The sequence below is a fragment of the Enterobacter sp. H2G27 genome, assembly GCF_054403075.1.
Window position 1 is genome coordinate 3024297 of sequence record NZ_JBSVSI010000001.1, and the last position, 13202, is coordinate 3037498.

The 13202-nt window shown below is 57.9% G+C and carries 10 protein-coding genes; 6 read left to right on the plus strand and 4 right to left on the minus strand.

What is annotated here, in order from left to right; all coding sequences use genetic code 11:
• The first annotated feature begins 12 nt into the window (after window positions 1–12).
• The gene (tkt, locus tag ACW9E7_RS14275) at window positions 13–2001 is read left to right on the plus strand and encodes a transketolase (protein WP_458727966.1); all 1989 of its coding nucleotides are present in this window, start codon (window positions 13–15) and stop codon (window positions 1999–2001) included.
• Window positions 2002–2043: 42 nt separating this feature from the next.
• Here the strand turns inward: tkt and ACW9E7_RS14280 are convergent, their stop codons facing one another.
• The 3 genes from ACW9E7_RS14280 to aegA form a co-directional block, all read right to left on the minus strand.
• Window positions 2044–3087 (minus strand): DUF1176 domain-containing protein, encoded by a 1044-nt coding sequence (locus tag ACW9E7_RS14280; RefSeq protein ID WP_458727967.1) that lies wholly within the window; start codon window positions 3085–3087, stop codon window positions 2044–2046.
• A 101-nt stretch (window positions 3088–3188) separates the two neighbouring features.
• Window positions 3189–3782, minus strand: a complete 594-nt coding sequence (gene nudK, locus ACW9E7_RS14285; protein WP_252093286.1) for a GDP-mannose pyrophosphatase NudK — start codon at window positions 3780–3782, stop codon at window positions 3189–3191.
• Between the two features lie 66 nt (window positions 3783–3848).
• Window positions 3849–5813 carry a formate-dependent uric acid utilization protein AegA gene (aegA, locus tag ACW9E7_RS14290; RefSeq protein ID WP_458727968.1) on the minus strand — a complete coding sequence of 655 codons (1965 nt, stop codon included), beginning with the start codon at window positions 5811–5813 and terminating at the stop codon, window positions 3849–3851.
• 152 nt (window positions 5814–5965) lie between these two features.
• Here aegA and narQ point away from each other — a divergent pair, with 152 nt between their 5' ends.
• Window positions 5966–7660, plus strand: coding sequence for a nitrate/nitrite two-component system sensor histidine kinase NarQ (gene narQ / locus ACW9E7_RS14295; RefSeq protein ID WP_458727969.1), 1695 nt, complete (start codon window positions 5966–5968; stop codon window positions 7658–7660).
• Window positions 7661–7802: 142 nt separating this feature from the next.
• Entirely contained in the window at window positions 7803–10916 is a 3114-nt protein-coding gene (gene acrD, locus ACW9E7_RS14300; protein ID WP_127731904.1) for a multidrug efflux RND transporter permease AcrD, read from the plus strand.
• A 109-nt stretch (window positions 10917–11025) separates the two neighbouring features.
• On the opposite strand, the gene ypfM is transcribed toward acrD, so the two are convergent.
• The gene (gene ypfM, locus ACW9E7_RS14305; RefSeq protein WP_015572204.1) at window positions 11026–11085 is read right to left on the minus strand and encodes a protein YpfM; all 60 of its coding nucleotides are present in this window, start codon (window positions 11083–11085) and stop codon (window positions 11026–11028) included.
• Window positions 11086–11472: 387 nt separating this feature from the next.
• Between ypfM and ACW9E7_RS14310 the strand changes: the two genes are divergently transcribed.
• The 3 genes from ACW9E7_RS14310 to ACW9E7_RS14320 are packed head-to-tail and all read left to right on the plus strand — an operon-like array spanning window position 11473 to window position 13183.
• Window positions 11473–11823, plus strand: coding sequence for an ArsC family reductase (locus ACW9E7_RS14310; protein ID WP_458727970.1), 351 nt, complete (start codon window positions 11473–11475; stop codon window positions 11821–11823).
• 10 nt (window positions 11824–11833) lie between these two features.
• Entirely contained in the window at window positions 11834–12961 is a 1128-nt protein-coding gene (dapE, locus tag ACW9E7_RS14315; protein WP_458727971.1) for a succinyl-diaminopimelate desuccinylase, read from the plus strand.
• 24 nt (window positions 12962–12985) lie between these two features.
• A complete protein-coding gene (locus ACW9E7_RS14320; RefSeq protein ID WP_008501627.1) occupies window positions 12986–13183 on the plus strand; it encodes a YpfN family protein in 198 nt (65 codons plus the stop codon).
• Window positions 13184–13202: the final 19 nt, after the last annotated feature.

Consider the following 13202-nt stretch of genomic DNA (forward strand, 5'->3'; position numbering starts at 1 on the left):
ACGGAGTGAACTATGTCCCGTAAAGAGCTAGCCAATGCCATCCGCGCCCTCAGCATGGATGCCGTGCAGAAAGCCAATTCCGGCCACCCCGGCGCGCCGATGGGCATGGCTGATATAGCCGAAGTACTGTGGAACGACTTTCTGAAGCACAACCCCAATGACCCCACCTGGTACGATCGCGACCGCTTTATTCTCTCCAACGGTCACGCCTCAATGCTGCTCTACAGCCTGTTGCACCTTTCCGGCTACGATCTGCCGCTTGAGGAGCTGAAAAACTTCCGCCAGCTGCACTCCAAAACGCCGGGGCACCCGGAGATCGGCTATACGCCGGGCGTGGAGACCACCACCGGGCCGCTCGGCCAGGGGCTGGCAAATGCGGTCGGGCTGGCGATTGCCGAACGCACGCTGGCGGCACAGTTCAACCAGCCGGACCACGAGATTGTCGATCACTACACCTACGTGTTTATGGGTGACGGCTGTCTGATGGAGGGGATCTCCCATGAGGTCTGCTCCCTGGCGGGCACGCTGGGGCTCGGCAAGCTGATCGGGTTCTACGATCACAACGGCATCTCCATCGACGGGGAAACCGAAGGCTGGTTTACCGACGACACGGCAAAACGCTTCGAAGCCTACCACTGGCACGTGGTGCATGAAATCGACGGTCACGACCCGGAGGCGGTGAAAAAAGCGATTCAGGAAGCGCAGAGCGTGAAGGATAAACCGTCCCTGATTATCTGCCGCACCACGATCGGCTTCGGCTCGCCGAACAAGGCGGGCAAAGAGGAGGCGCACGGCGCGGCGCTGGGCGAGGAAGAAGTCGCGCTGACCCGGCAGAAGCTGGGCTGGAAACATCCGCCGTTTGAGATCCCGAAAGAGATCTACCGGGCATGGGATGCACGCGAAAAGGGTGAAAAAGCGCAGCACGCATGGAACGATAAATTTGCCGCCTACAAAAAAGCGCATCCTGAACTGGCGGCCGAGTTTTCCCGCCGCATGAGCGGCGGCCTGCCGGAAGACTGGGACGATAAAACCCAGGCGCTGATTGAAAATCTGCAGTCCAACCCGGCGAAAATTGCCACCCGTAAGGCGTCGCAAAATACCCTGAATGCAATCGGCCCTCTTCTGCCCGAACTGCTTGGCGGCTCGGCGGATCTGGCGCCGAGTAACCTGACCATCTGGTCGGGATCGAAATCGCTGAAGGAGGACATCGCCGGGAATTACATCCATTACGGCGTGCGCGAGTTCGGGATGACCGCGATTGCCAACGGCATCGCCCATCACGGCGGCTTCGTGCCCTACACCGCCACCTTCCTGATGTTCGTCGAGTACGCCCGTAACGCGGCGCGCATGGCAGCGCTGATGAAGGCGCGGCAGATTATGGTCTATACCCACGACTCCATCGGTCTGGGAGAAGACGGCCCCACCCACCAGGCGGTTGAACAGCTGGCGAGCCTGCGTCTGACGCCGAACTTCAGCACGTGGCGCCCTTGCGATCAGGTCGAAGCGGCGGTGGGCTGGAAGCTGGCGGTAGAACGCCATAACGGCCCGACGGCCCTGATTCTGTCACGCCAGAACCTGGCGCAGATTGAGCGTACGCCGGAGCAGGTGAAAAACATCGCCCGGGGCGGTTACATCCTCAAGGACAGCGGCGGCAAGCCGGACGTGATCCTGATTGCGACCGGGTCCGAGGTGGAAATCACGGTGAAAGCGGCGGAGAAACTGACCGCCGAAGGTCACGCTGTGCGCGTGGTGTCCCTGCCTTCTACGGATATTTTCGATGCCCAGGACGAGGCGTACCGCGAATCGGTACTGCCTTCAAACGTCGCAGCGCGCGTGGCGGTGGAAGCCGGTATTGCCGACTACTGGTACAAATATGTGGGTCTGAAAGGGGCGATTGTCGGCATGAGGGGCTACGGTGAGTCCGCCCCTGCCGACAAGCTGTTCCCGTACTTCGGCTTTACCGTTGAGAACGTGGTTGAGAAGGCGTTAAGCGTGCTGTAGCGCGGTCTGCGTGCCCGGTGGCGCTACGCTTACCGGGCAAAACTAGCGCGTGATCCACAGCGTGGGCCAGGCATCTGGCCCGTTCCAGTTATCACAGCTGGGCTCCTCGGCGTAGCGCACCAGGCGGAATCGCTGTCCGTCAAAACGCCAGCGCGTCTGGACTCCGCAATCGCCCAAACCGCGCCCCAGCGCCAGCGTTGTCAGCTCGCGCGTCTTTTCATCGAAGCTGGCATTCATCAACTCCATTTCGCTCCCGTCGCCTGACGGCGTAAACGGCAGACGAAGCCTGACGCTGCGTGCGGTGAACGGTTTTTTACGTGATACCAGCCACGCCAGATCGACCGTGTTATAGGCCCCCGCCTCGCAGCTGACGATCAGCAGCGCTTTCTCATCGGTTAACGCGGTGACGCGCACTTCCCGGCGGTTAGGATCCAGCGAGCACTGGCTGCTGTTCATCCGTCCGGTACCATAGTCCAGCAGGTCGTTCAGTTCGGCGTGGGAGAGTGGCGTCGGGGTCGGATTGACGACCGCCACCTTTTTTAAGGCGGGTGCAGGCGGAACGCTTAACGGCGGATCGTCACCTTTCTTGATCCACGCGGTTTCGCTGCCGACGCGCTTTTGCTGCGCATCAATGAACAGTAGCGCGGCCTTAAGCCCGGTCAGTGAAATGACCTGCTTACCGCCGCGCAGAGTCATGGCCTTCCCTTCCTGGATATTTTTCAGAAAGGCGGTGATGGTGGCCGCATCGTCCGTTTTCAGATGCCATGGCGTGAGCTGCCAGCGCTGTTTGTCCAGCTTCAGAGGAACGCTATCCAGCAGCAGCCGGGGGGCAATCTCTGGCTCTTTGATCGAGGGTGTATCAAGACCGCCAAGATCGATACGCAGCGTGGCATCCGTTTTCGCCCCGGCGCTACGGGTGAGCGTCATGACCAGACCACGGTGTTCACCCGTGTTGCGTGCAAGGCAAAAATTCTGGTTATTGCAGGTTACCTGCCAGTCGGAGAAGGCTTGCTGGGCAGGTGCAGCCCGCACCTGCGGCGCGAGGAGCACACAAAACAGGTAAAACAAAAAGACGCTGTAGCGCATGAATGACACAATCCCGGAACGAAAACGCTTAACTGGGCAGTATCTTCGTGTTCCCGGCGGGGTTGCTCAATCGGATTTATCAGATATACCCGAAAAATGCACTACATCCGCTCGAAAGCAGCGTTCATCAACCCGGTCGTCTGTAAATACTGCAGTAATATCACTGCCTTACCATCCCTGATTTCGCCTGAACGCATCATCTCCAGCGCCCGGGCAAAAGGAAGCTCCAGCACTTCAATATCTTCATCCTCTACGCCACCGCCCCGGTGCGTGCGCTGGGCGTCGCTGTATTCGGCAATGAAGAAATGCACAATTTCCGTTACGCCGCCCGGCGACATAAACAGCTCGAAGACCTTTTTGACCTCACCCACTTCGAAGCCGGTTTCTTCCACGGCCTCTTTGCGGATACAAACTTCCGGCTCATCGTCATCGAGCAGGCCCGCGCAGGTTTCAATCAAACGTCCATCAGGGTTGCCATTAACCCATGTCGCCACCCTGAACTGACGGATTAGCACCACGCTCTGCTTGTCACGGTTATAGAGCAGAATGGTCGCTCCGTTGCCGCGGTCGTAGACCTCGCGTTTGTGGCGGATAACCTCACCATTGCTACGTGTAAGATCATAGGTGATGTTACGCAGGACAAAGTAGTTTTCAGAGAGAATTTTGTCTTTGATAACGTCAATTTTCAGGGTCATACGGGCTCCACAACACAATGAGTCGTCCTATACTACGCCGTGAATCCCGCTTTGTCGCCCGCCGGTTTAATGATGTTTTGGCGCGTTAACTCCAAGCCAGTCGAGTATCCCCTGCGCCGCATGACGTCCTTCCGCCATTGCGGTCACCACCAGATCCGCACCGCGTACCGCATCGCCTCCGGCGAAGATCTGTGGGTTAGTCGTCTGATAACGGTAGCGGCTCTCAACCGAAGCAACGATCCGCCCCCGGTCATCCGTTTCGACACCCTGCGCCTGCAGCCACGGCATCGCGTGCGGGTTAAAACCAAACGCCATGATGACCGCATCCGCGGCCATCACAAACTCGCTGCCCGCCACCGGAACCGGTCGCCGCCGTCCCTGCGCATCCGGCTCTCCGAGCTCGGTTCGCAGCATTCGGATACCGTTGACCTTTCCGTTCGGATCCAGCGTCAGCTCAACCGGCTGGACGTTAAATTCAAACGCCGCCCCCTCTTCACTGGCGTTCTTCACCTCTTTCTTCGAGCCCGGCATGTTGGCCTCATCCCGACGATAGGCGCAGGTCACCTTCGCCGCCCCGTGGCGTAACGCGGTTCGGACGCAGTCCATCGCGGTATCGCCCCCACCAAGCACCACCACGTTCAGGCCATGGGCGTCGATGAACGGTTCGCTGGCCGTTGCCTCCAGCCCCATAACATGGCGCGTGTTGCCCACCAGGAAAGGCAGCGCGTCGTAGACACCTGGCGCGTCTTCATGTGGGATACCCGCCTTCATCGAGCGATAGGTTCCCACGCCAATAAACAGGGCGTCGTAATCGTGCTTTAACTGCGACATCGACACGTCCTGGCCCACCTCGCAGTTAAGCTCGAAGCGGATCCCCATCGCGGTAAATATCTCTCTGCGCCGCGCGAGCAGCGATTTGTCCAGCTTGAACGCCGGGATGCCAAAGGTCAGCAATCCGCCAATTTCCGGGTGCCGGTCATAGACCGTCACGCTCACGCCGCGGCGCGCCAGCACGTCGGCGCACGCCAGCCCGGCAGGCCCCGCGCCGACGATCGCGACGCGTTTACCTGACGGCGTGACGGCGGACATATCCGGCCGCCAGCCCATCGCCAGCGCCCGATCGGAGATATAGCGCTCGATGTTGCCGATGGTCACGGATCCTGCCTCTTCACGTATTGTGCAGGCACCCTCGCATAATCGATCCTGCGGGCAGACGCGGCCGGTAATTTCAGGTAAACAGTTAGTCTGATGAGAAAGCTCGGCCGCGCCGGCGATATCTCCCGCGTTGAGGCGCTCGATCCATTGCGGAATGTGGTTGTGCAGCGGGCAGGTCCACTCGCAAATGCTATGCTCTCCGCACTTCAGGCAGCGCGACGCCTCGCGGGCGGCCTGTTCGGCCCGGAATGGCAGGTAAATTTCGTTAAAATGGCCCACGCGTTCTGCGGTAGCCAGCTTGTCGGGCTCGCCGCGTGGCACCGTCGCCTGCATCTGCTGCAGTTTGGTGCGCGGAGCATCTTCTCCGACGACCTCCGCATGCCAGGGCTGCGCCTCCAGGCAGGCCGTGCGCTGTCGGCGTGATTTCGTCAGATTGTCCAGCACGGCAGACGTCGCCAGGGAGAGGACATCCGCCGGGCAATTTTCGATACAGGCCGGGCCGTGTGGACGCGTCAGACAGAGATCGCATTTATTCGCCGAAGCCTTCACGCTGCCGTTGTCGAGCGGGGTGACGATAATCTCCATCGTGCCAAACGGGCAGGCCTTACAGCCGATGCATTTTTGTTGATTCACCTGTACGCTGTCATCGCATTTGCTGATGGCGCCGTTCGGGCAGCTTTGCGCGCAGGGCGCGTTTTCGCAATGATGACAGGTCACGGGGCGGCTCCTCTCGCCAGCTCTCAGGACCGTGATACGCGGATGAAAATGGCGCTCGCTCACGACATGCTGCTCATCGTTGTGCGCCATCACGCAGGCCACTTCGCAGGCGTGACACCCAATGCACTGCTGGCTGTTAGCCATAATAAAACGATTCATAACCACACCTGTTTTTGGTTCAATAACCTTTCTCTTTATAAGAGTATGGTATTTACGCATCACGGTGCGATCGGGCAACGTTCACATGACTGAAGCGCCCAATTATTTCCAGTGAACCTGTGGCAGATCAATTTTATTCAGAGAGCCGTTCTGTGACCGTTAAACGACCCGTTTCCGGAAGCCTTGCCTGGGCTTTCTTTTCGATCATAGCCCTGTCCGTGCTGACCAGCACCGTCGCGCTGCTGACGCTGGCAAGCAGCCAGCGCGATGCCGAAGCCATTAATATCGCCGGTTCGCTGCGCATGCAGAGCTATCGTCTGGGCTACGAAATGCAGCGCAACAGCCCTTCCCTTGCGGCACATCGCGAGAGCTGGCAACAGACGCTCGGCGCGCCTGCCCTGCAGAAGCTGAACCGCTGGTACGTCCCGGACAATGTGAAAGCACGCTATCAGCAGCTGCATGTGGCCTGGCAGGAGATGGATGCGCGCATCGCCCGCGGCGACAGCGCGTGGTATCAACGCAATATTGAAGATTTTGTCGGCCGCATTGATGCCTTTGTGCTCGCCCTGCAGCACTACACTGAACATAAAATTCAGACGGTCACCCTGCTCTCGCTGGCTGGCGCACTCGGGATCCTGCTGCTGACGCTGTTTACCCTGCGACGCATCCGCCGCCAGGTGGTGCTACCGCTGAATAACCTGGTAGCGGCCAGCGAACGCATTGAGCGCGGCGAGTTTGCCACGCCTGCGCCGGATAGCGCCCTGCCGAACGAGCTGGGCCAGCTTTCGCGCGCCTTTAACCACATGTCAGCCGAGCTGGATACGCTCTACCGTTCTCTCGAAGCCTCGGTCGCGGAAAAGACGCGACATTTGCATGAAGCCCACCAGCAGCTCGACATGTTGTTTAAGTGCTCTCAGGCGCTGAATACCGGCCAGATAGACAGCCACTGCTTCCGGCATATCCTGCAGATTGTCCATGACTATACGCAGATGAATTATCTGGAACTGCGCACCAGCGACGACTGGCGGCTGTGCGAAGGGACGGAGGCACATGGCACTCCTCTGCAAAACCTGCCGGTACTGATGCAGGATACCCTTTACGGCGAGCTGCGCTGGCAAAGCGAGGCGGACAGCGTCCCCCTTCCGCTGATGAGAAGCGTGGCGACTATGCTCGGGCGCGGACTGTACTTTAACCAGGCGCAAAAGCATTACCAGCAGCTGCTGCTGATGGAAGAGCGCGCCACCATTGCCCGCGAGCTGCACGATTCGCTGGCGCAGGTGCTGTCGTATCTACGCATTCAGCTTGCGCTGCTCAAACGCGCCGTGCCCGAGGAAAATACCCCGGCGCAGACCATCATCACCGACTTCTCCCGCGAGCTGAACAATGCCTGGCAGCAGCTGCGCGAGTTGCTGACCACCTTCCGCCTGACGCTGAACCACGCGAACTTACCCGCGGCGCTGCAGGAGTCCCTCGACGTGCTGCAGAGCCAGACGCAGGCCAAACTGCATCTGGACTGTCGTCTGTCCTCGCTGGCGCTCGATGCGCAAAAGCAGGTGCATTTGCTGCAGATCGTCCGCGAGGCGGTGTTGAATGCCATTAAGCACGCGCAGGCCAGGGAGATCACCGTAAGCTGCGTGACCTCAGTGGACGGGACGCACAGCGTCAGCATTCGTGATAACGGCATTGGGATTGGCGAGGCCAGCGAGCCGCCGGGACATTACGGCCTGAATATTATGCGCGAACGCGCGCAACGGCTCGGCGGGATGCTGCACTTCTCGCAGCCGCAAAACGGCGGCACGCTGGTCAGCGTGACGTTCCCGGCACCCACGCCGATAACGGGTAAATAACGGTAAAGAGGGAGGCGCAGGGAAAAGCGCATGATAATTTACATTATCTCCTTTATTTCTCCACGTTTGACCTGGGCCTTACCGCTAAAGTTATGCGGGCAATAAACAATAATGACGTGCAGCAAAACGAGGTCACACTTTCATGGCGAATTTTTTTATCGATCGCCCCATTTTTGCCTGGGTGCTTGCCATCCTGTTGTGTCTGACAGGCGTCCTGGCGATTACTTCACTTCCCGTTGAGCAATACCCCGACCTGGCACCGCCGAACGTGCGCGTCACCGCAAACTACCCCGGCGCTTCCGCACAGACGCTGGAAAATACCGTCACGCAGGTTATCGAGCAGAACATGACGGGTCTGGATAACCTGATGTACATGTCCTCGCAGAGTAGCGCCACGGGACAGGCGACGGTGACCCTGAGCTTCAAGGCGGGCACCGACCCGGACGAAGCGGTGCAGCAGGTCCAAAACCAGCTGCAGTCGGCCATGCGCAAGCTGCCCCAGGCGGTGCAGAACCAGGGCGTAACCGTGCGTAAAACCGGTGATACCAACATATTGACCATCGCGTTTGTCTCGACAGATGGCTCAATGGATAAACAGGACATCGCGGACTACGTCGCCAGTAATATTCAGGATCCCATCAGCCGTATTAACGGCGTCGGGGATATTGACGCCTACGGCTCACAATACTCCATGCGCATCTGGCTCGATCCCAACAAGCTCAACAGCTATCAGATGACGGCGACCGACGTGACGAATGCCATCAAAGCCCAGAACGCCCAGATTGCGGTGGGACAGCTGGGGGGAACACCTTCCGTTGATAAGCAAGCCCTGAACGCCACCATCAATTCGCAATCCCTGCTGCAGACGCCGGACCAGTTCCGCAACATCACCCTGCGCGTGAATCAGGACGGGTCGGAAGTGCGTCTGGGCGATGTCGCCACGGTGGAAATGGGGGCCGAAAAATACGACTACCTGAGCCGCTTTAACGGCAATCAGGCCTCCGGTCTGGGGATAAAGCTTGCCTCGGGCGCAAACGAAATGGCCACGGCGAAACTGGTGCTGGACCGTCTGGATGAGCTGTCACAGTATTTCCCGCACGGGCTGGAGTACAAAGTCGCCTATGAAACCACCTCCTTCGTTAAAGCGTCGATCGAGGACGTGGTGAAGACCCTGCTGGAAGCCATCGCGCTGGTGTTCCTGGTCATGTACCTGTTCCTGCAAAACTTCCGCGCGACGCTGATCCCCACCATTGCAGTCCCCGTGGTGCTGCTTGGGACCTTTGCGGTGCTTTACGCGTTCGGGTACAGCATTAATACCCTGACGATGTTTGCGATGGTGCTGGCAATCGGCCTGCTGGTGGATGATGCCATCGTAGTGGTTGAAAACGTCGAGCGCATCATGAGCGAAGAAGGGCTCTCTCCGCGCCAGGCGACGCGTAAATCCATGGGTCAAATTCAGGGGGCGCTAGTCGGTATCGCGATGGTACTGTCGGCTGTCTTTATCCCGATGGCCTTCTTTGGCGGCACCACCGGGGCGATTTATCGCCAGTTCTCGATCACCATCGTCTCGGCGATGGTACTCTCCGTGCTGGTCGCGCTGATCCTCACCCCCGCGCTGTGCGCCACCCTGCTGAAACCGCTGCATAAAGGAGAGCATCACGGGCAGAAAGGGTTCTTCGGCTGGTTTAACCGCATGTTCGACCGCAACGCCGCGCGATATGAATCTGCCGTTGGGCGTGTACTCCACCGCAGCCTGCGCTGGATGATGGTTTACGTCGTGCTGCTGGGCGGGATGGTGTGGCTGTTCCTGCACCTGCCCACCTCGTTCCTGCCGATGGAAGACCGGGGGATGTTCACCACCTCGGTGCAGCTGCCGAGCGGCGCAACGCAGCAGCAGACGCTGAAAGTCGTCCAGAAAGTGGAGCAGTATTTCTTTACTAAAGAGAAAGATAACGTCGTATCCGTCTTCTCTACCGTCGGCTCCGGGCCGGGCGGGAACGGGCAGAACGTCGCCCGCATGTTCGTCCGCCTGAAGGACTGGGACGAGCGCGATACCAGAACGGGAACATCATTTGCCATCATTGAACGCGCGACCAAAGCCTTCGCGCACATCAAAGAGGCGCGCGTCTTTGCCAGCAGCCCGCCGGCAATCAGCGGCCTTGGCAGTTCCGCCGGGTTTGACATGGAGCTGCAGGATCACGCCGGTGCGGGACACACGGCGCTGATGGCGGCACGCGATAAGCTGTTAGCGCTGGCGGGCAACGATCCCGGCCTGACCCGCGTTCGCCATAACGGTCTGGATGACAGCCCGCAGCTTCAGGTAGATATCGATCAGCGTAAGGCGCAGGCGCTGGGCGTGTCGATCAACGATATCAACGATACCCTGCAAACGGCGTGGGGCTCGAGCTATGTGAATGACTTTATGGATCGTGGCCGCGTGAAAAAAGTCTATGTCCAGTCCGCCGCGCCGTTCCGCATGCTGCCGGATGATATTAACCGCTGGTTTGTGAGGAATAACGCTGGCGGCATGGTGCCGTTTTCTGCCTTTGCGACTTCGCACTGGGAGAGCGGTTCGCCACGCCTGGAGCGCTATAACGGCTACTCTGCGGTTGAAATCGTCGGGGAAGCCGCGCCGGGCGTCAGCACCGGTACCGCCATGGACACTATGGAAAAACTTGTGCAACAGCTGCCCGCCGGCTTTGGTCTGGAGTGGACGGCCATGTCTTACCAGGAGCGTCTCTCCGGAGCGCAGGCTCCCGCACTTTACGCACTCTCTCTGCTGGTGGTCTTCCTCTGCCTTGCCGCCCTGTATGAAAGCTGGTCGGTCCCGTTCTCCGTCATGCTGGTCGTGCCCCTTGGCGTCATTGGTGCCCTGCTCGCGACCTGGATGCGCGGTCTGGAGAACGATGTTTACTTCCAGGTGGGTCTGCTCACCGTGATTGGGCTGTCGGCGAAAAACGCCATTCTGATCGTTGAGTTTGCCAACGAGATGAATGCCAAAGGCCACGAGCTGATGGCGGCCACGCTGCACGCCTGCCGTCAGCGCCTGCGCCCGATCCTGATGACGTCACTGGCGTTTGTCTTTGGCGTACTGCCGATGGCAACCAGTACGGGAGCAGGCTCCAGCAGCCAGCATGCCGTCGGGACGGGGGTCATGGGCGGCATGATTTCGGCCACCATTCTGGCCATTTATTTCGTTCCGCTGTTCTTTGTGCTGGTGCGTCGTCGCTTCCCGCTAAAGGAACGTGCTGAGTAAGTGATTGAAATAAAAAAAGGCGGCTTTATCGGCCGCCTTTTTACTGTGTGATTAATTCACACTATGGTTATTTTACTTATTTTAGTGCTCTTGCAATTCTTACTGAATGTCATTTACGAAGCATGCCTTCGATAAAATCTTTCCAGTTCCCCAGTTCACGTTCAATCATAACTACCTCTCTTATTATTATGCGCATTCTACAAAAACGGGCCATCATTGTGAAGACTATTTAACCAATTGCTGTGATTGTACCCCACGTCCTGCGGGGATTTATGATAAATATGAACGGTGAGACCTCAATTTTTTGTGACGGCCAGCAATATTTTGAAATAACCCTACGGATGGGTGAGTTTTATTTTATTTGCTGAGTTTATTGGGTTTTTAAAGTTTATGGACATCTATGCTTAAATGGTGAAAGAATATTCAGCGTACAGATGTGAGTTGAATTAATATAAAGTGTAAATCCAGACGATTCCTGAATGTGTTATATTCCACTTAAGGATATATCTTCGAATTTACTGAACATTTAATCATCATAAGGTCAAAAGGATTCACCATGGTTGTGATGTACGGCATTAAAAATTGCGACACCATCAAAAAAGCCCGTCGATGGCTGGAAGCGAACGGCGTGGAGTACCGTTTCCACGATTACCGCGCCGATGGGCTTGATGCAGAATTTCTGCATAGCGCTATCCGCGAAGTGGGCTGGGAAGCTCTGCTGAACACTCGCGGTACCACCTGGCGTAAACTGGACGAATCTCTGCGCGCCAGCATCACCGATGCCGACAGCGCGGCAAAACTGATGCTCGAGATGCCGGCAATTATCAAACGCCCATTGCTCTGCGCGCCAGGGCAGCCTATGCTGCTGGGTTTCAGTGAAACCCTTTATTCCGACTTTTTTCGTTGAGGTGTAGTTTATGTCATGCCCGGTCATTGAGCTGACTCAGCAGCTTATTCGCCGTCCTTCCCTTAGCCCGGACGACGCAGGTTGTCAGGCTCTTATGATTGAACGCCTGCGCGCCATCGGTTTTACCATTGAACGCATGGATTTTGGCGATACCCAGAACTTCTGGGCGTGGCGCGGACAGGGCGAAACGCTGGCCTTCGCCGGGCATACTGACGTTGTTCCCGCCGGTGACGCGGACCGCTGGATTAACCCACCGTTTGAACCGACCATTCGCGACGGCATGCTGTTTGGTCGCGGCGCGGCAGACATGAAAGGCTCTCTGGCGGCGATGGTCGTGGCGGCAGAGCGCTTTGTGGCGCAGCATCCGAACCACAAAAACCGTCTCGCGTTTTTGGTAACCTCCGACGAAGAAGCCAGCGCGCACAACGGTACCGTGAAGGTTGTTGAAGCGCTGATGGCACGCAACGAGCGTCTCGACTACTGCCTGGTCGGTGAGCCGTCCAGCACCGAAGTGGTGGGTGACGTCGTCAAAAACGGACGCCGTGGCTCGCTGACCTGTAACCTGACCATTCACGGCGTTCAGGGGCACGTTGCGTATCCGCATCTGGCCGATAACCCGGTCCACCGCGCCGCGCCAATGCTGAGCGAGCTGGTGGCGATTGAGTGGGATAAGGGCAACGAGTTCTTCCCGCCGACCAGCATGCAGATTGCGAACGTCAAGGCCGGGACCGGAAGCAATAACGTGATCCCGGGGGATTACTTCGTCCAGTTCAACTTCCGCTTCAGCACGGAACTGACCGATGAGATGATCAAGGCACGCGTTGTTGCCCTGCTGGAAAAATATCAACTGCGCTACACCGTGGAGTGGTGGCTTTCCGGCCAGCCGTTCCTGACGCAGTGCGGCAAACTGGTGGATGCGGTGGTGAACGCCATCGAGCACTATAATGAAATTAAGCCACAGCTGCTGACAACGGGTGGCACCTCAGACGGACGCTTTATCGCCCGTATGGGTGCTCAGGTTGTCGAACTGGGGCCAGTGAACGCAACCATTCATAAAATAAATGAGTGTGTCAATGCGGCAGATTTGCAACTGCTGGCCCGTATGTATCAACGTATTATGGAGCAACTCGTCGCCTGACGAACGCTCTGAGAGGAATAGCGAATGGATTGGCTTTCAAAGTACTGGTGGGTTCTGGTGTTGGTTTTTCTGGTCGGCGTACTGCTTAACGTGATTAAAGACCTTAAGCGCGTGGACCATAAAAAATTTCTCGCCAACAAACCGGATCTTCCCCCGCACCGTGATTTCAACGACAAGTGGGACGATGACGACGACTGGCCGAAGAAAGACCAGAAGAAGTAACCGGTCCGTATCCCCTCTC

What these genes read in the sequence shown, in the direction of transcription:
- tkt (WP_458727966.1), top strand. Translation starts at nt 13, where the DNA reads ATGTCCCGTAAAGAGCTAGCCAATGCCATCCGCGCCCTCAGCATGGAT.
- ACW9E7_RS14280 (WP_458727967.1), bottom strand. Translation starts at nt 3,087, where the DNA reads ATGCGCTACAGCGTCTTTTTGTTTTACCTGTTTTGTGTGCTCCTCGCG.
- nudK (WP_252093286.1), bottom strand. Translation starts at nt 3,782, where the DNA reads ATGACCCTGAAAATTGACGTTATCAAAGACAAAATTCTCTCTGAAAAC.
- aegA (WP_458727968.1), bottom strand. Translation starts at nt 5,813, where the DNA reads ATGAATCGTTTTATTATGGCTAACAGCCAGCAGTGCATTGGGTGTCAC.
- acrD (WP_127731904.1), top strand. Translation starts at nt 7,803, where the DNA reads ATGGCGAATTTTTTTATCGATCGCCCCATTTTTGCCTGGGTGCTTGCC.
- ACW9E7_RS14310 (WP_458727970.1), top strand. Translation starts at nt 11,473, where the DNA reads ATGGTTGTGATGTACGGCATTAAAAATTGCGACACCATCAAAAAAGCC.
- dapE (WP_458727971.1), top strand. Translation starts at nt 11,834, where the DNA reads ATGTCATGCCCGGTCATTGAGCTGACTCAGCAGCTTATTCGCCGTCCT.
- ACW9E7_RS14320 (WP_008501627.1), top strand. Translation starts at nt 12,986, where the DNA reads ATGGATTGGCTTTCAAAGTACTGGTGGGTTCTGGTGTTGGTTTTTCTG.